15 protein-coding genes are annotated in these 18,747 nt (G+C 42.6%); 5 read left to right on the top strand and 10 right to left on the bottom strand.

Going from position 1 to position 18,747, the window contains the following annotated elements; all coding sequences use genetic code 11:
• Positions 1-11 precede the first annotated feature (11 nt).
• The gene (locus tag FLL45_RS17450; RefSeq protein ID WP_142943389.1) at positions 12-2,078 is read right to left on the bottom strand and encodes a winged helix-turn-helix domain-containing protein; all 2,067 of its coding nucleotides are present in this window, start codon (positions 2,076-2,078) and stop codon (positions 12-14) included.
• 138 nt (positions 2,079-2,216) lie between these two features.
• On the opposite strand from FLL45_RS17450, the gene FLL45_RS17445 reads away from it, so the two are divergent.
• The gene (locus FLL45_RS17445) at positions 2,217-3,140 is read left to right on the top strand and encodes a CE1 family esterase (protein WP_142943388.1); all 924 of its coding nucleotides are present in this window, start codon (positions 2,217-2,219) and stop codon (positions 3,138-3,140) included.
• A gap of 160 nt (positions 3,141-3,300) precedes the next feature.
• Here the strand turns inward: FLL45_RS17445 and FLL45_RS17440 are convergent, their stop codons facing one another.
• Positions 3,301-4,545: an NAD(P)/FAD-dependent oxidoreductase gene (locus FLL45_RS17440; protein ID WP_142943387.1), complete on the bottom strand. Its 1,245-nt coding sequence runs from the start codon at positions 4,543-4,545 to the stop codon at positions 3,301-3,303.
• A 241-nt stretch (positions 4,546-4,786) separates the two neighbouring features.
• Here FLL45_RS17440 and FLL45_RS17435 point away from each other — a divergent pair, with 241 nt between their 5' ends.
• Positions 4,787-7,093, top strand: coding sequence for a hypothetical protein (locus FLL45_RS17435; RefSeq protein ID WP_142943386.1), 2,307 nt, complete (start codon positions 4,787-4,789; stop codon positions 7,091-7,093).
• A 24-nt stretch (positions 7,094-7,117) separates the two neighbouring features.
• Here the strand turns inward: FLL45_RS17435 and FLL45_RS17430 are convergent, their stop codons facing one another.
• The gene (locus FLL45_RS17430) at positions 7,118-7,777 is read right to left on the bottom strand and encodes a pseudouridine synthase (protein ID WP_142943385.1); all 660 of its coding nucleotides are present in this window, start codon (positions 7,775-7,777) and stop codon (positions 7,118-7,120) included.
• A 94-nt stretch (positions 7,778-7,871) separates the two neighbouring features.
• Here FLL45_RS17430 and FLL45_RS17425 point away from each other — a divergent pair, with 94 nt between their 5' ends.
• The gene (locus tag FLL45_RS17425) at positions 7,872-9,917 is read left to right on the top strand and encodes a glycoside hydrolase family 97 protein (RefSeq protein WP_210247229.1); all 2,046 of its coding nucleotides are present in this window, start codon (positions 7,872-7,874) and stop codon (positions 9,915-9,917) included.
• Positions 9,918-9,946: 29 nt separating this feature from the next.
• Here FLL45_RS17425 and FLL45_RS17420 read toward each other — a convergent pair whose 3' ends face one another.
• The 6 genes from FLL45_RS17420 to FLL45_RS17395 are packed head-to-tail and all read right to left on the bottom strand — an operon-like array spanning position 9,947 to position 16,141.
• Complete coding sequence (locus FLL45_RS17420; protein WP_142943384.1) at positions 9,947-10,612, bottom strand: HAD-IA family hydrolase; 666 nt, start codon at positions 10,610-10,612, stop codon at positions 9,947-9,949.
• An 8-nt stretch (positions 10,613-10,620) separates the two neighbouring features.
• Positions 10,621-11,562 (bottom strand): tyrosine recombinase XerC, encoded by a 942-nt coding sequence (gene xerC, locus FLL45_RS17415; RefSeq protein WP_142943383.1) that lies wholly within the window; start codon positions 11,560-11,562, stop codon positions 10,621-10,623.
• Complete coding sequence (locus FLL45_RS17410) at positions 11,543-12,292, bottom strand: DUF484 family protein (protein ID WP_142943382.1); 750 nt, start codon at positions 12,290-12,292, stop codon at positions 11,543-11,545. The genes xerC and FLL45_RS17410 overlap by 20 nt, the downstream gene beginning before the upstream one ends.
• Positions 12,289-13,116 (bottom strand): diaminopimelate epimerase, encoded by an 828-nt coding sequence (gene dapF, locus FLL45_RS17405; protein WP_142943381.1) that lies wholly within the window; start codon positions 13,114-13,116, stop codon positions 12,289-12,291. The genes FLL45_RS17410 and dapF overlap by 4 nt, the downstream gene beginning before the upstream one ends.
• Complete coding sequence (lptM, locus tag FLL45_RS17400; protein WP_142943380.1) at positions 13,109-13,315, bottom strand: LPS translocon maturation chaperone LptM; 207 nt, start codon at positions 13,313-13,315, stop codon at positions 13,109-13,111. Before lptM ends, dapF begins: the two co-directional genes overlap by 8 nt.
• A gap of 57 nt (positions 13,316-13,372) precedes the next feature.
• Positions 13,373-16,141, bottom strand: coding sequence for a class I adenylate cyclase (locus tag FLL45_RS17395; RefSeq protein ID WP_185964531.1), 2,769 nt, complete (start codon positions 16,139-16,141; stop codon positions 13,373-13,375).
• Positions 16,142-16,230: 89 nt separating this feature from the next.
• On the opposite strand from FLL45_RS17395, the gene FLL45_RS17390 reads away from it, so the two are divergent.
• Positions 16,231-17,007, top strand: a complete 777-nt coding sequence (locus FLL45_RS17390) for a GGDEF domain-containing protein (protein ID WP_142943378.1) — start codon at positions 16,231-16,233, stop codon at positions 17,005-17,007.
• A 79-nt stretch (positions 17,008-17,086) separates the two neighbouring features.
• Here the strand turns inward: FLL45_RS17390 and FLL45_RS17385 are convergent, their stop codons facing one another.
• Entirely contained in the window at positions 17,087-17,605 is a 519-nt protein-coding gene (locus FLL45_RS17385) for a c-type cytochrome (RefSeq protein WP_246075857.1), read from the bottom strand.
• A 224-nt stretch (positions 17,606-17,829) separates the two neighbouring features.
• Here FLL45_RS17385 and FLL45_RS17380 point away from each other — a divergent pair, with 224 nt between their 5' ends.
• Positions 17,830-18,747, top strand: coding sequence for a type IV pilus biogenesis protein PilM (locus tag FLL45_RS17380; RefSeq protein WP_142943377.1), 918 nt, complete (start codon positions 17,830-17,832; stop codon positions 18,745-18,747).

Below are 18,747 nucleotides of genomic sequence, written 5' to 3'. Positions count from 1 at the left end.
ATTAAACTCTTCTATTTCAAGCGTATCATCTGAATTTTACTTTCTGCATTACTTTGAATCGTCAACAGAATCTCATTATCTTTAATTGAAAAAGTTGCACTATGATTCGCTAATATCGGAAATATCTGTGTTGACTCTTGGGCGGCAAAATCAAAAAAGAACACGCCTTTTTCATTCGCCCTGTTGCGAACATAGTAAATTCCATCTGCAGACATTTGCCAGCTCATCCAATTAATGACTTCAAAATCCTCTATGACTAATTCAGGCTGCACATCCTTATTTTCTGGTTTTAATCGCCACATCCCCGGTTCGTGCAGTCTAGAGAAATATACGAAACCATCTGTTGATTGCGCCGCACTATAACCACCTTTTGTGGTAATTGGTGAGTGCTCACCAGTTGCCAAGTCCAGTTGCCAGATTTGCCACTCGCCAGTTTTTTCTGATGAATAAAGGATCGCATCACCTTTATTGGACCATTGACTGACATAGGGTCGGTGAAAACGTTCTATTAACCGTTCAATTTTGCCATTTTCCGTATCTATAGCAAAGATTTCATCATTGAATTCAAACAAAATCGATTGATCATCTGGCGCCCAGCTTAATCGGGTATTGGCTAGTGACACGGGCGACTGCGAAAGCTGCCGGTGATCACCATTGGATTCTCTAATCCAAATTTGATTGCTACCCGTTTGATTAGAAAAATAAGCAATTTTTAGTGAGCGATTGGCAAAACTCGGGCGCTGCTCAAAAGCTGTAGAGCTCGAGAGTAATTCAGGCTTCTGAGGATGATCTAATTGATATTTAACAAGATTACGATCAGCTTGTCCCGTGACAAAAAACACTTGCTCATCATTTGCTGAGACACTAAAGTCGCCGGTAGCCTGGCCCACAGGATAGACCAAAGTCTTTTCCTGACTTTCAAGGTCGTATCGATACAGCTTATCAGCTTGTTTGATCAATAGGTCATCTGAACCACCAAACCAACTCACCTCGTCGAACTCTGCAGCTAAGAATTGTTGCGACAACAAGCTATCATTATCCATATCATAAATATTGAGCTGATGGTCGTGAGTCGGACGGTATCTGAGCACTGCGAGACGATGATTGTTCGCGCCTCCGAACACCGAGAAATCACCACGCGAATTGCCATTTTGAGGAGGCAGCGTTACTTGTGAGATACGTTTTGAAGTCAACGAATAACTGAAAACAGCATAAGGTCTATCTAAAGACTTTCTATCATTAAAATAAAATTTATCACTGGCTGGATGCCATACAAGATAGGGAAATGCGCGATCCCCACAATCGACAATCTTTTCTTGCGACGCTACTTGATAACTCGAACTTAATGAAAGCAGGTGAATTTCGCATTGACGCTCATGCTGATTATTCCAGCGGCTCAATAACAATGTGCGAGAGTCAGGACTCCAGGCAAAGTTGAGGATCACTTGCTCACCTTCAACAACCGGATAAAACTCGCGGTTTTCTAAATTCATCAGATAGAGGTGATATGACTCACTGTCACGGTGCCGGTATTTAAAGGCGAGACGCTCGCCATCAGGCGAAAGTCTCGGGTTCCGCTCGACTCCAGGGAGTTCGGTTAATGTCTCTACGACAACCGCGTCAATATCAATTGGCCGATTAAGCAGGTCATAAAAATAATTAGCGAACAGCGCTAGGCTAAAGAAAACAAAAGTAGCGACCTTAAATATTGTTGTGTCAAAAGGGATATCTCTAAAGGTAAACGATTTGACTCTGTCGCCAACCGATCCTTTAAGATTTAAACGATAACCAACCCGCGGTATGGTTTCGATGTTGGCTATATTATCAGGTTCTTGTTCAATAAGTTTTCTGACTTGGGATACACACCGAGTGACCGCATTGTCACTAACTACCTGATGATCCCAAACAACTTTGAGTAAATCTTCACGAGTCACGACTTGATTCTGTTTTTCATGAAAGTATTGAATAACTTCCATCACCTTGGGCTCAACCTGAAGCTTAGTATCACCCAACATCATTTGATGTGCCTTTACGTCAAAAACTAGCTTTCCAATTTGCAACTGAGTCTTCACAGCCATCACTGTCAACAGTTAATTAAGTTATTGATTTTACATGCTATCACAACTCCATCACTTGTTCATCACGGCTTAGTTATCGCCTCTTTTTTGTGGGTTTTTTAAGCTGGCGACTGGTCTTTTCAAAACAGGAATATTTCAATGGCACAACCCAATAACTCGTCCCATTCGACTACCGTCGCCTTTATCATCGGCGTAATTTTAATCCAACTCCTTGTCGCTTGCGGCGGCGGTGGGGGGAACAGCGGAAATGAACCGCCACCACCGCCGCCTCCTTTATCAGCTTGTGGTGCTGCAGTTGAAGGCGCTACCTGTAAAACAATTGAGGTAGAATCGATTGGCGAACGCCATTTCTACCTTTATCAACCAGCTAACCAACAAGGCACATTACCGCTTCTAATTTTGTTGCATGGTGCACCGGGTACTCCAAGAACCATCAACAGTTTTATCGACGGCGTTAACTTTGCCGAAGAAAACGGTTACTTGCTTGCAATTCCGGTTGGCGAAGGCGATTTTGCTTGGAGTAGCCAAGTCACCGCTAATTCTGCAATCAGCAAAGACTCACTTTTTGTGAGTGCGATAATCAATGACTTAGTCACTAACCATCAAGGTGATAGCGACAATGTTTATATTACGGGCTTTTCCGCAGGTGGCTTTATGATCTATCAACTCGCCTGCGAAATACCCGAGCAGATTACAGCAGCGATGGCTATCTCTGGCCAGTTTAGGGGAGAGCAACAAGCTTGTGATGCAGCTGCGCCAACTAAAATTCATCATGTGCATGGCACCAACGATCCCGATGTACCGCTGAATGGTCGTCAAGATGGTATTGCGTCCGTTAGCGATACCTTGGCCATTTGGGAAGCGGTCAATAACTGTGACTCGACAACAACCATTTCAGCGGAGTTTGTCATCACCAGCGATGGCAAAACGGCCACTACTCGTCGTTACGATAATTGTGCGTCTGCACTTGAGTACACCCAAGTCGCACTGGGAGAACACGACGAAAATTATGATTTAGTGGTGCTCCATCAAATGATGATAGATTTCTTCCGCAACGATTGATAACTCGCTAACTTCGTTACTTATTTCAATGCTTATTCAATGCTTATTGAGAGTGATTTGCATAATTAGCGTGTTACAAAAGTTCGCGGATCATTTTGGATGGGTGCACTAGGCACCCATTTATTCACTGACTCACTGCTTACCGCAACCGGATAGCGTTTTAAACAAAGCGACGTACATCAATTTCAGGTCGCACCCTACCCTGCTTGCCAGTTATCAAATCGCAGACAATTTTACCGGTAACCGGCGCTAAAGTTACGCCAAGCATCGCATGGCCCGTTGCGACGATTAGATTTTCGAACTGATTGCAGTGCCCTATCATGGGCAGGCCATCGGGTGAACAAGGACGCAACCCTGCCCAGCTCTCAGAAATATCAACCGTGGTCCAGTCAAAATCATTAAAAAAACGACTCACTGATTTCAAAATGCCTTTCACTCGTCTCGGGTTAATACCGAGATTGATACCTGAAAATTCCATGGTACCGCCGAATCGAATTTGTTTGCCGAATGGCGTGATTGCAACCGCCCCTTCACTCAAAATCATCGGCGTATCCAATTCCCATGGATTATCTAAGGTTAAACTGTAACCCTTACCTGCTTGCACTGGAATTGACAGTTTCAATTGCTGACCTAATTGGCTTGACCAACTTCCTGCTGCCATTACCAGTTGCTCAACATGATACTCGTTGTCGTGACTGATAACTTTAGAAACGGTGTTGCCGTGGCACTCAATTCGAGTCACTTCACAATTTTCAACGAGCTCAACCCCCTTGCTCTTCAATGAATGATATAAGCTTTCTATTAAGTGGCCAGGCTGAACATGAGCATCTTCAGGAAAGTAAACGCTTCCAGCAATATTAAAATCCATACTCGGATAGCGATCGGCTAGCGTTTCTCTGGATACTTCGGACGCTTTCAGTCCTAGTTGATTTGCATCGGCCAAGACTTCTCTTTCATGGGTCATTCCTTTATCGGTCTGGCAGAGTACATAGACCCCTTTCTCCACTAAATCGATCGGCTTGTTTAATTCTTGATTAAGCGCTACGTAGAGTTCACGCGATTCTAAACAGAGGGAAAGCAAGGCTCGTTTAACATTGCTGACATGTTTTTCTGTACAGTGTCGATTAAATAGCCATAGCCAAGACAATAGTTTCATGTCTAACCGAGGGTGAATATAAAATGGGCTTTCCGGATCAAACATCCACTTTAGCCCCTTCTTCACCATTCCAGGCGCAGCTAACGGGATAAAATGGCTAGGTGAAACATAGCCGGCACTCCCAAGAGCACAAGAGCTTCCAATAGTTTTTTGGTCGATAAGGCGCACTGAAACACCTTGTTCGGCGAGATAGTAAGCGATCGCCAATCCGATAACGCCACCCCCGATTATGGTCGTTTTTTGGGTCATTTTTATTGTTTACTCGCTATATCTAAAGCCAAACTCAAAGTTTTTATCCGGTTGTCGAAGTTATCGAACGACGCTCAAATACTAATCGATCATGCCTGAGATTGATATATCAAAAAGTCAGTAGATCTCAACGGTAAGTTACAGTATCGCTAAGCAATAATGTTGGGCTTGTTGTGGTTTTGTACTAAGCTAAGAGATAACAGACTAATAAAACTAACAAACGCTTAACACTGTAGCTTTAATGAAAGCGAAATCCTTTGTCGACTCAAATTTCTTTATTTTTATCATGGCCTTTTTCTTGGGCTGGTGCGTCTATTCGCTCAAATTAGTCTCTATTATCAAATTACTCGGTGAATTAGATTTTAGTTTCTATCCAGTTTTGATGTTAATTCAGGGGGCCTCACTATTTGTCTCGATGAAAATAATGATTCGGGTCAGCGAAAAAAATGACAAAATTTTCTATTTGATCGCGTTGCTTGCTGGTTTCGCCGTGGTTTACTTTACCAGTAATTTTACACTCAATAGCTGGGCACAAGGTCGTTACGGTTGGGCTTATTCTTGTGCTGTTTTTATGCTGAGTACTTTTATTATTTTAGCTATCGATATCACCACCCGAATGATCGTTACCAGCCAACTCTCCCTTTTAGAAAATCCTAACTCATCGGCGCACGCCTGTTTCGCTCTTGAAATTGGTGTAATATTTGGCGCAGTAGCAACCTTAACTATTTCTCGCTTTGTCGATCCAAATGACTGGTTAACTCCAGTGCTTATGATTGTTCCATTTTGCATCGGTTTGTATTGTTTGTTGATTTTAACCCGCAAAAAATCAGCTGCTAATGAATCGCCGCAAAGTGAAAAAATTGAACATGCGTTAGAACTTCATAAGCAAAATCTTAAGAGTAATATCGGGCGCTTCCTACCGCTGATGGTTGCTATCGTCGCTATTGCACTGATTTGTAAGCAGCTACAAGGATTTGCTGTATTTGTCGGGCTTAAACAATGGCAAGCCTCAAGCCAACAGCCGATAGCAGAAATCTTTTCGACTTTAGCCATAATCCAAAATACGCTTGTTTTACTCTTTCTTATCCCCTCTTTCTTTTCACAAAAAAAATCGACCCAGTGGACGCATGGGTTCCGTTTTTACTTTTTAATACAAACCGCTTCGATGTTTTTCATCAGTGTGTTTTCATTTGCAGCGACCCTAATCGGCACCGGAATATTAAGAAAGATTATTCAACGGGCATTTCTAAACCAATTATTTAATCTATTACTCGCGTCAATTCCTAAAGGGATTCGTTTTATTATCAAAAGCCGTTCTCAAAAATATGGGCAATCAATCGCCTACGCTTCACTTGCCTTGCTCAGTTACCTGGCCATCAATGATTATATTGCTTTCCAAGCGGTATGGTTTATCACCGGATTGATCGCCCTTTCAGGAGTCGCTGTTTTGTACTTTTTGGTGAGAAGGCTGAATGCATTCCATTATGAGAATATTAAAGAATTTAGTAGCTGTCCATTTAACGTATACGAAGCAATAAGTTCTTGTTATGCGCTTTCAAATAAAGACGCGACTCAATATGCCAGCCGACTATCCCCACTATTCGAGCAGGAAAAAATTCCTTTCATTTTAAAAAAGTCATTACTCCATGCTATCGGTGAGATGAGAAATGAAAATTCGATTAACTTCTTATGTGACTCTTTTTATCGCTATCCGAGAGAAGATGTACAGCTCCAAATACTGATCGCACTAAACAATTTTAAACACAAAGAAATTGACCCATTTTTTCTCAACGTTTTAAAAAACACTATGTACTCGGATACACAGAGAGGCGAACTTAAATCCTCTTTCTGCGAAGTTATTGCCAAAAGGTTACCCCAAGAAACGATCAAAATGACTCAAGATATTATTGATAGTAATCCTGAGGATATTAGAATAACCGGTAATGCCATTGACGTATTGGGTAGTATCGCAACGCGTCTTAATTCGAAAGAAATTTGTCAATATCTCGCAAAATTTTTGGCGCCCGAATATCCCCGTCGGATCAGAATTAACACCATCAAACACCTTTATCATCAGGCACAATATCGACAACAGATAGATGAAATTATTCTTAGTGTCCACAATTCAACAATTCTTGAAGATCGATGCGGTGCCGCTTATTTATATGGGGTGCTTGGGATCAAGCAGCATTTAAATTATATCGAAGCCCTTAATAAAGAAACTAACAATCGCAACGCGACGGTTTTACTCAGTTTGCTACGTCTTGATCAAGAATATGTTATCCGCGAAATAATTGATCTTATTGACGAAGCCACCACTCAAGAAGCAATGGTCTACATCAATCAGATCTATCGGTTGGAAGATGCAAGACTTCGCTATAAAATATACTTCGCCATGATTGAATACTATCCACAGCATACCAATGCGGTACTTAATCTCATGCGACAGAGTCAAAAGAATTTTGACGAAGACCGATTAATTATTATCGAAGAAGCGCAACGAAAAGGTATTCAAATTTCGGAAGATTTAATTTATCCAGCGAGTTAACGAAGCAATCGATAATCGATCTTGTTAAAAAGGAATTGGGCTCTCAAAGGTCAAAATTTCATTAGTTCGTGGATGCAATACCGATAGCTTGTGAGCGTGCAAATGTAATCTCGACGAAGCCAGCAATGCATCGCCTTTTGCATAAAATTTATCGCCAATGATGGGATAACCTAGCTCGGCCATATGCACCCTCAACTGATGTGAGCGCCCGGTAATGGGTGTCAATTGAACTCTCGAATGGTTCGCATTACTGTCTGAATCGATAAGCTTCCAGTGAGTTATCGCTGACTTTCCAGTCTCAAAACAAACTTTTTGCCGAGGTCGCTTAGGCCAATCTACTATCAAAGGGAGTTCAACTGTTCCAGAATTTTGCGCCGGTCTTCCCCAAATATCGGCAATATAAGTTTTCTGCGTGGTTCGCTGCTGAAATTGTTTTGATAGGTGGCTCAGTGAATTGCGATTAAGGGCCATCATCATAATACCAGATGTTCCCATATCTAAACGGTGAACAACCCCAATATTCGGCCACACTAATTCACAGCGAAATTGTAAGCTATCTTGATGGGCTCGCGCTTTACCGCGAACCGACAGAAGACCACTCGGTTTATCACAAACAACAATATCCTCATCTCGGTAGATAATGGTTAAATACGGATTAATTGGCGGTTGATAGTTAAGCAACATAGAGATGAATACGTATGCAGTTAGTTGAGTGATAATTCGCAGAATGGTTAATCTAGGTAATATTGCGATTAATTACAATAAGGAACACCAATTCATGACCAACCCAAGGAAGTTTCTCCTCCTCATCTTGACCGGTTTCTGGCTTTTATCAAGCAATAGCCTCAACGCTAAAAGTGTTTCCGTTTCTTCTCCGAACCAATCAATCGTTTTCACGCTATCAGATGATAATAGCTCACCGCGTTATTCGGTCAGTTTTAAAGGTCAATTAATCATCGAACCTTCAAACCTTGGGTTTACATTTGCAGACAGTCCGGCACTTTCGCAGGGCTTAGCCATATCAGATTATCAATTAAGCCAATCAGACAGCACTTGGCAGCAACCCTGGGGAGAGTCGCAATTTATCCGAGACCATCATAACGAACTGATGGTGAAGCTGGAAGCACCGAACAATCCGAGCCATCAATATACACTGCGAATTCGAGTGTTTAATGATGGGTTGGGATTCCGATATGAGGTTCCCGCGATCTCACAAAAAACTATTTTAATCACAGATGAGCTGACTGAATTTAAATTCGCTCATTCAGAAAACTATCAGGCGTGGTGGATCCCGGCACAAGGATGGAACCGCTATGAGTTTCTCTATCAAAATACACCATTTGATAAAATCGATCGCGTTAATACACCTTTCACAGTAAGAAACAAAAGCAACGTTCACGTTAGCATCCATGAGGCCGCGCTCACAGATTTTGCTTCAATGACATTGGATCAGCGAAGACCAGGAACCTTTAAGTCATCGTTGGTTCCTTGGTCAGATGGTATCAAAGTAAAGAAGTCTGGTGCGTTCAGCACACCTTGGAGAACCATTCAGTTAGCCAATAGCGCTAAAGGATTACTTAATTCACAGCTTATTTTAAATCTGAATGAACCGAATAAACTCGGTGACGTGAGCTGGGTAAAACCAGGAAAATATATTGGAATTTGGTGGGGAATGCACTTAGGGGTCAATACCTGGGGCTCAGGAACGAAACATGGTGCGACAACCCAAGAGGCAAAACGCTATCTCGATTTCGCCGCAAAGTATGGCTTCGATGGTGTGCTTGTGGAAGGCTGGAACATCGGTTGGGATGGCAGCTGGTTCTCCAATGGCGACGTATTTAGCTTTACTCAAGCTTATGATGATTTTGATCTAAAGGCGGTTACTGATTATGCGAAAAGTAAGCATATTAAACTAATTGGTCATCATGAAACCTCTGGCAGCGTGACCAATTACCGCAATCAAATGGCGGACGCCTATGACCTTTATCAACAATTAGGGGTTACCCAAATTAAAACAGGCTATGTTGCTGATGGGGGCAATATTAAGCGTCTCGATGAAAAAGGCCGCGCTATTAAAGAGTGGCATGATGGCCAGTTCATGGTTAATGAATATTTATTTTCAGTTACCGAGGCTGCCAAAAGGAAAATTAGCATCAACACTCATGAACCAATCAAAGATACCGGATTAAGGCGGACCTATCCGAATTGGCTTTCTCGTGAAGGCGCTCGCGGGCAGGAATTTAATGCTTGGGGCTCACCACCCAATGATCCAGCGCATACCGTTAATCTGGTATACACGAGAATGCTCTCTGGTCCGATGGACTTTACTCCGGGTATTTTCAACCTTGCCTTTAACGGCTTGGATGCGGAAAACCGAGTGCAAACAACGCTCGCGAAACAGCTTGCACTTTATGTTGTCATTTACAGTCCTATCCAGATGGCGGCTGATTTACCTAAGCACTATTTAGAACGGTTAGACGCCTTTCAATTTATCCGCGATGTTCCGACTGACTGGAAAACATCAGTCGCTTTGAATGGTGAAATTGGCGAATGGGTTACGTTGGTTCGCCAAGATAAATACAGCAACGACTGGTATCTGGGTGCGATTACCAATGAGTTCGCACGAGAAATTAAAATCGAACTAAACTTTTTGGATAAAGACAAACGCTACTTAGCACAAATCTATCGAGATGGTGACAAGGCAGATTGGAAAACCAATCCATACGACTATATCATCGAAGAAAAAACAGTTAGTGCAGAAACGGTTTTAAATTTTAAACTTGCCACCAGCGGTGGTGTGGCGATTCGATTCAAAGCCCTCTAGCAACTTTGCGATGATAACTAATAGCCGACCTACTGAGTTAAATATTTTTCAAAGTCGGCTACTGTACTGTCGATCGTATTACCTTCATAAAATGGAGCAAAATGATAAAAACTCACCCCGGCATTTTTAGCTGCCAAGCCATCTTTATCCAAGCTGTCACCAATATGTAACACTTGCGATCGCTCGAGGCTAAAATCATCAAGAACCTTCAATAGCATCTCTGGTTGAGGCTTTGCTCGAAAACCTTCAACAGGGGAATAGTTTTTACTAAAAAACTGCCCAATAGAGAGCTTATTCGGATCGCAGTTACCATTGGTTACCGAGACTAAAGTAAATTGTTTCGCTAAGCGCTCCATCATGGTATGGATCTTTGCTGGCACAGCAGCATTGGAACGGGCAGTGAGAAATATTTCTAGTGCCTTGGCTGCAACCGATCCGGAATCTTCAAGATCTTGGCAAATCTCAGTGATGGCAACTTGACGCATTTGTGTCATGTTCTCCATAGATGGATCAGTCGACTCCATTAGCCGATGACGGATCTCATAAAAATTCTGTAAATCAAACTCACGGTTTTGTCGATTAAATTCGTCTGCTAAGAATTGATTACAAAGCCGCTCAGCTTCGAATAATACGGGTTTGTTATCATAGAGGGCATCATCCAAATCAAAGCTGATTAGTTTTATCGTTGAAGCCATTGTAAAACCTATTTTTTTGCTCTTGGATGAGCCTTATCATAAACCGATGCAAGTTGTTGAAAATCAAGATGCGTGTACACTTGAGTCGTTGAAAGATTGGCGTGACCGAGCAACTCTTGCACAGCTCTCAAATCACTTGATGATTCAAGAAGATGAGTTGCGCAAGAATGGCGAAATTTATGCGGATGTATACGACCATTAATCCCTACCATCTTTCCCCAGTATTCCATACGTTTTTGAATGCTTCTTGGACTCAGTCTCGTTTTGCGTTGGGTAACGAATACCGCATTCAATTCATAACCAGCCAGCCATACGCTGCGAATCGTTAGCCACTCTCGAATGGCCTCTAGCGCTTTTTTTCCAATCGGTACGATACGAGTTTTATTCCCTTTACCGATAATTCTTGCTGTCGCATCATTAAAGTCGATATCTTCAACATTAAGTCTGACGAGTTCGGCCAGACGTAATGCGCTGGAATAAAACAGCTCCGCAATGGCTTTGTCGCGAATACCGATATCCTCGCCGTCATCAATGCCTTCAAGTAATGCCGATAGCTGGTCGATTTCGACGGTTTTTGGTAAGGTCTTTGCCGCTTTGGGTGCTTTTACCCCCTTAGCGGGATTAAATTGGACGAGTTCTTTGACGATTAAATAGTTAAAAAAACTCCGACAAGCAGATAGTAGCAGAGCTATTGATTTAGGCGACATGCCTTGGCGATGGTGAAAGGCACTGAGTTGCCTGATGTGGATTGTCTTGACTTGCGACCAACGCAAAATTGAGAGGCTTTCAACAAAGTTTAATAGCTTTTCTAACTGGCGACGATAATTTTTGGCTGTCAGTTGTGAATAATTTTTTTGCTCGCACAGTTGTGCAAGAAATGCTGTCGCAGGTTCTGCTAACTCAGTGGCAAAAGCCTCTATCGATTTTGACTTAACCTTGGTTGATCTCATAACGACTGGTCAAATGCGCCACTAACTTTGCAATCAGCTCGATAAACAAAGTGCCCATGTCAGGATCAAATCGAGCAACATCTTGACTTGCTAGCGCCAGTAGGCCTTTCTCGCACTCATTGCCCAAAGGAATCAAAGCAAAAGACTGCAATACTTCAGCTTTTTCTCCAAATAAAGTTGTTTTTGCATTCAGTTCCAGACGTCCACATAAAGGTTCACTGTCCGGAAATTGGCAATTAAGAACGCTTTTAATTTCTGCCGCATCAGCGACTCGCTTAATATTATCATTCTGAGGGTACTCACCGACCAAGACGAGCGCCGCATCATCCAAGTCAAAGTCTTGTTTCAACATATCAATAATTTGAGTCGTTAATATTGCAAAACTTTCAGCTTGAAGGAGTGTCAGCATAAAGTGATTACACTGAATCAGTAGTTGTTCGTTACTGTGAGCGGCTTGCAACATCTCTACTAATTGTCCTTGCATCACCTGATTACGATCACGCAAAACCTTAATTTGGCGCTCAACTAACGATGTAGTCTGGTCGAATCCGTGATTGAGCTCAATATGTCCCAAAAGTTGCGGGTTTTTGGCTAAAAAATCTGGATTGTTCACTAAATAGTTCTTAACCTGCGCTTCTTCCATCAAGCGGTTTAGTTGGCTGCCGCTTCCTCCTTCTAACGCTTGTAGATTGGTTATTTTGGCCGACCCTGGTTGGTTAGATGTTTTCATAGATCAATATATCCCTGATAAACGAGCTCTGCCGGCCCCATCATTTTCAATGATTCGCCGTCTCCTGGCCAATCAATATGAAGGTGCCCCCCGGGCAGATAAACTCTTATTTTTTGATTCATATTATGTTGTAAGCGAGCAACAACCGCTGCTGCGCAAGCGCCAGTACCGCAAGCTTGAGTTTCACCAACACCTCGTTCAAAGACGCGCAACCTAACTTCGTCATGAGCGATTTTTTGCATAAACCCAATATTTGCGCCCTCAGGGAACAAATTGTGTTGAGTAAGCGCTCCGCCGATGCGATCAACCTCTGCTTTCTCGACGTCATCAACCGTAATCACACAGTGTGGATTACCCATCGATACCGCGCCAAACTCATAACTAACGCCGTCTAAATTGACACTGTATCGGATATCTTGCTGCGCGTATCGCATTGGTATCGTGTCCGGTGCTAACTGTGGAACCCCCATGTCTACGCTAACCAAGCCATTGCGCATAATCTGCAAATTCATTAAACCGCGCATCGTACTCACACGGATCTTGTGCTTCCAAGTCAGCCCCATGGTTCGCACAAAACGCGCCAAACAACGCGCTCCGTTACCACATTGTTCGACCTCTTTGCCATCCGCATTGAAGATTCGATAATGAAAATCAACATCAGGTTGCTGCGGTGGCTCAATCAACAATAGCTGGTCAAAACCGACACCACGATGTCGATCGGCAAGTTTTCTGACCTGACCTTCGGTGAAGTAAACTTGTTGAGAAACGCCATCGACCACCATAAAGTCATTGCCTAAACCATGCATTTTGGCAAAACTAATCATTATTTTTATTTTCCTTTTTGTTGGCTGGGAGTTGTTGTTGGCGAGCTTGCTGCTCAATCTTCTCGGCTTCGGCGCGCTTCTCCGCCACCTCTGATGGACTGATTAAGGCACCTTTTTGTCCGCAGGCTGCGACTAACAATAGGAACAAACTGATTGATAAGAGTCGATTTCTCAAGGTACTAGCGTTTTTTTTTGGCATGTCTCCAATTCTCAGTGTTTTCCCGCAGAAAATCAACGAGTAATAGTGGACCAAGCTCTAATGACGCGTGAGTTTACTTAAGGCATTGGCTAGTTTCTGTTCAATCACTCGTTTGTGGCGGAGCAAATCCATGACTCTGACCCCTTGAGAAACACTTGATAAGTCGATATTAGTGATAAAAATGGGATATTGACGCTGCGATTGTCGTTTGCCTAAAACGAACTGCGCCAGCTTTCGATACACTAGCTCGCCAAAATCTTGATATCGAAATACTTCTTCATCGATATACAAATCATAACGAACTTTATCCTCTGTATTTCTCACAGCAATCGCCAATATCGCTGAGTATTGATTCGCTAAATCTTGATGTGAATCTTTAATTCGTTGTAGCCGAGCATTATCTTCATAACTTATATCAGCGTACCAAAACATCAAATACGGCATTGGCGTATTCCAATTACCAAGCTGATGTAACATACCGTCGTAAAATTGCTGATAATGATTGACTAGTTGCTCTCGAGATACGCCAGAATGAACTTGATAGAAAAAATTACCAGCAGGGTCTTTGATAACCACTTGAAAACTATTTTGCGCAGTTTGCAAAATGAAACATTGATAATCGACTTCAGCGGGTTTGTTTAATAGCCGTATAATAATCGCTGGCAAATCAAGATTATCATCGTGGAAATACTGAATCGGTTCTTTCAAATGATTACTCAACCCGGTGAGTAATTGTTTTGCATAGCGAAAGCTTTTGTATTCAACTTGCGTCTCAAAAAAATCGATCAGCAAAAATTGGCTCCCGTAAGACATTAAATAACGATTCGTTCGCTGCTTTCGTCGACTATCCAATCTTAACCGGTTCCATTGGTGCAGCATCTTAAATAAACGTTTTTTGTGCTTCGCTAAATTAGGGATCTGTTGCGCAAACAATTGGATCTTATCTTCTTGGTTGGTTATCACTTGCCGATAATCAAAAAAGAACTCTATCCAGGCGAATTCACCACTGTATTTTTTGCTGCCATACTCACCCCATGAATTTACCCAAAAAACATCAAACTGTGAGAATAAATTAACTCGGTTTTCTCCCCAACAAAATCCATCTTCTTGGTTTGCAACACTATAAATATCAGACTCTTTTTCAACTTGTAACGGGTCAGTTTCGGTATTAAGAAAGATACCTAGCGTTAAGATTTTGGCACTTTCCCGGAAAGCAGTTTCATCGATTTGCGGCTGAGAATTACGAACCAAACTCGCCAAGTTCCTGACGATCTCGGCCGCCAGCGAAAAATCATAAAACTCGTCGTCAGAGTAGACCTGAAAAGTACTATTACGATTTAACATCTCATTACAAACACACCAGGCTAATGCCACGAAAAATGACTCTGAAGTATAAACTGGCGCAGTATTATTCAACTGATTTTTGCGGAGTGCCCCTAAAAAAACCCGCCAGTGATTCCCGGTCATTTCTAGCGTTATTGCTGACTCTTGAACATCTCTGGCTATACCAGTGTTGATACGATCGATTTTGCCCGCTCTTTTTTCAAAAGTGGCATAAAGCATTCTGCCAAGAGTTACTAACTCCTGTTGACTGACCTGATTGAGCGCTCCTTGAATTCTCGCAAAGTTACTAATAAAGTGGTAAGAATGATTAAGCTCTCTCACTAGGTCCACACGCTCACGAATTACTGTATCGATTCGCCAATCACTCCGACTATTGTATTCATCTAGCGTTTTTTGCTTCCAGCGCCAATTTTCAACCAAAAACTTCATTTGTTGATAACGCCAGTTGTTAGGTTTATCGCGAGCTAAGTCAATTTTAGAACCGGCTTTTAAATAGAAAGCTCTCCGCAAGAAACTCAAACGTGCGGGTTGATCGGCTAAAAATGATTCTGCCGCTCGGAACATCATTAAATAAGGATCCAACTTCTCGATCGAATCTTCTTGGCTATAAACCATTTGTTTAAACTGATCAGACAACAAAGATACTTCGGGAAACTCGCGAGCATATTTTTCAATCATCAAAAGTTTCAAAGAAGATTTATAAGGAGACGCTATCGCCTTAAATAACTGCCACAATGCCGCACTAAAAAACTCCGCCGCAGGGATTTGACCCACTTCTCCGAAGTCAATCCAATCGAGAGCATCAATATGTTTATCTTTCACCAAGCGGTTGGCATATTCTCGATAATTTTCCTCTGGCGGAATTATCCACCAGAGCGGCGTCCGACCGCACAACCACACCGCGGTTCGATAAAACTCATCTAGCAACAGATAGTTTTGAGTATCCCCACAGCTATCTTTGGTGAGGTATTTCTTCGCTTGTTGAGCAAACTGCTTTTCATAGACCAAATAACAATTAAGCTCCACACCTTTGCTGGACATCCATGCACTTATCAGTTGCGTTTTTTGGTGCAACTTGGTCATCTCTATCGCGCCAAGTCTTTCTCCAAGACATACCCAGAGATCCAAATCACTACGAAATGATTGACCTAAGGTGCCGATACTACCCATCAAATATAAACCAGCGAGCTCAAATTTAAGGTATGCGCGTGACTCATATTTGAAACTTCGACTAACCGTTCGCGCGATACGTTTTTCGAGTGCGGTCGGTGAATAGTTAGGAAGCCCACAAGGCGTTGATTTATCAACGTAGCCCGGCAACATCGGGTGGTTGACGTGAAAAAGCAAAGGTAATAATTTAATGCTGTCGGCTTGTGTGAGATTAAATCCGTCTAGCATCCTTAACAGCCGTTTTTCGCTCAGAGAGAGAAACCTTCGCTGGATATTGATAATATGCTTTCGATCGATGGATTTTTGGGTCACATTTTTGCGCTTTGTTAAGGACAACTACTATAATATTGTAGAAGCATTTTTATCCTATATAACAACTATTACCGCTAGCTGAGTGTTTTATGTCTTTTGACCAATCAGAAATTTTTCTCAAATCGCCGCTTGGGATTCTCGTTTGTGACGAAAACCAACGAATCACCTGGTGTAATGAGCGGTTCTTGTCTGACACCCAACTTGATGAATCGCAAGTCGTTGGCCAGCTTTATGCGGCACTTCCGGTTGAGGCAATTGACAAAAAAGGTCATCTGGTCCAGCTTTTTAGCGAGAGCGTCAGCGACGAGGTTAAATTACTCCACTGGCATCAACCAGTTGATACACCTGCAGGTGGTCAGGCCCACTATTTTGCCAAGCAAAGGAACCAAAAAGATAAACTCAGCTTGGCCGCTGCAAAGTTAGCGGGTGCCAAACTGGCCAATCGAGCGAATTGGGTTGAATTTCTTGATTATGAGGTCAGCCGCAGTCGGCGCTACGACAACCCCTTATCGGTTCTAAAGTTACAATTACTCGTGCTAGAAAAGCCAGACTCGGTCGCTGATGAGACTCTCCATCAAACCATCAAAGACACCTTAACTGATGAGCTGCGCTGGGCAGATATGATTGGGCATACCGATCAAGGAACATTTTTAACGGTACTCCCAGAGACCCCTGAAAGTGCGTTGGTGAATCTTGAAGAGAAGTTACGTCGATCTATTACTCGCCAACTGGCGTTTGTCGACGCTTCAATGAAATATGAAATTGTATTTGGTGAAGCAAGCTGGCGAAAACACGACGACAGCCAGTTATTACTCAAACGAGCAAGAGATTGCTTAGTAAAAAGGTTGGAAAAGCTGATTGAATAAGTGAGCGTTCAGTTGCAGGCAATAAATAGCGATAAAAAAAGCCGGGAAAAACCCGGCTTTTCATTATAAAATCATATACTTAGTTCAAAGCGCCTAACATGTGAGTGACCGCCGCTTTAATTTCATCATCACTACAATCAGCACAACCACCTTTAGGTGGCATCGCACCAATACCGTTGATAGCGTTCATGTTCAATGTTTCTTCGCCTTTACCGATACGATCAGTCCAAGCAGCCGCATCAGCAAACTTGGGCGCGCCAGCGACGCCGGCAGTATGGCACATAGCGCATTTTTGATCATAAATGGTTACGCCATCTCTTGGGCCACTCGCTTCAACAACCGCTGGCTTTGCGACAGGCACATCGTCACCCGCGCGATAAATTTTCCCCGTTGGCGCTGTACGCTCTTTAACTTTGTGATCGCTTTTATGATCCGCTGATACGGCACCAGTAAAAGCTACTGCTGCTGCAATCAATAAAACTCGCAATTTTGACACTTGATTGACTCCCCAAAATGGAAAAATTGACCGTAAATCGACTTTTTCAACACGGTCACTGAATTTTGATGGTGAGATTATAGCCGACTTGCTACTATTCACAACTGATCCTTGACCAAATAATACTAAAATACCGTAAATTCAAAGATTTACTGCATTTTTTTAATTATTTACTACAATATAAGTGGTATATTACTGGGAACTATAGGGTTTTTACTAAAAAATGCCGAAAAATTAGCGGTATTCGACGCCCAGATCGATAAAATAAACCCGCCCAGTTTTGGCATTTTTTGGCAGTTAGGGAAACAGGCAATAGCTTAAAAAACGTGAAAATATTCTCCAAAGACTCACTTGATGAATTTTTAGTCGCTTTAGTGGATGAGCGCAGCTGCCGTCTGCAGCAGCTAAAATGGCATGAAAACAGTCTCCAACAAATCAACGCTGGTCAATTCGACTTTAATGGTCATGAAGATTTAGCCAGTCAATTCGTCGATTGGACCCGTAGCAACGGCATAAAAAATGCCGATTGCCGATGGATACTTAGCCGCAACCTTTATCAAACTTATCAAATCGACCCGCCCAATGTGTTGCCGAAAGAAATGGATGAAGCAATCAAGTGGCAAATCAAAGAGATGTTGGAATATTCGATCGACCAAGCGCTAGTCACCCACTATCGACCGGCCTTTAAAGAAGGTCAATCGGAACAAATTACCGCAGTAGCAACCAGTAAGGCACTAGTCGAGTCAATCATCGACGCTACTCATAAAACGGGTCTGGTGTTTACTTCAATTGATATTGAAGAGCTGACAATCGGACATTCACTTGTCGATAGTCTCGGTGACGGCCAATTGGTTGGTTTTATTGGAGAAGATATCAGCGGGTTAGTGTTTAATTTTTACCAATCAGGCGGCTTAGCCTTCAGTCGGCATAAAAAAGGTCGCTTTTTACCCAATAGCCACCAGCAAGAATTTAGCCTAGAACAGGAACAAGAAGCCGAGCAAGAGACTTTTCTACTCGAGACCCAGCGAACGTTAGACTACGTCGTCAGCCAAGTTTTCAGACGCCCTATCGACAAAATATTGTTGCAGGAGAACTCCGAGAGCGATGCCAAACTGGCGGAAGTGATTCGCCAGATTACTGAGCTCGAAGTTAATTTAGTCGCTCCCCCGGTCTTCAGTGATAACCACGAATTAGTGAAGCCAATGCTCGCTGAAATCGGTGCGGCCATGCGAGGAAATCAGTAG

It is taken from the genome of Aliikangiella marina, assembly GCF_007004765.1.
In the GTDB taxonomy this organism is placed as follows: Bacteria; Pseudomonadota; Gammaproteobacteria; order Enterobacterales; family Kangiellaceae; genus Aliikangiella; species Aliikangiella marina.
This window is presented reverse-complemented; position numbering and strand designations above follow the sequence as displayed.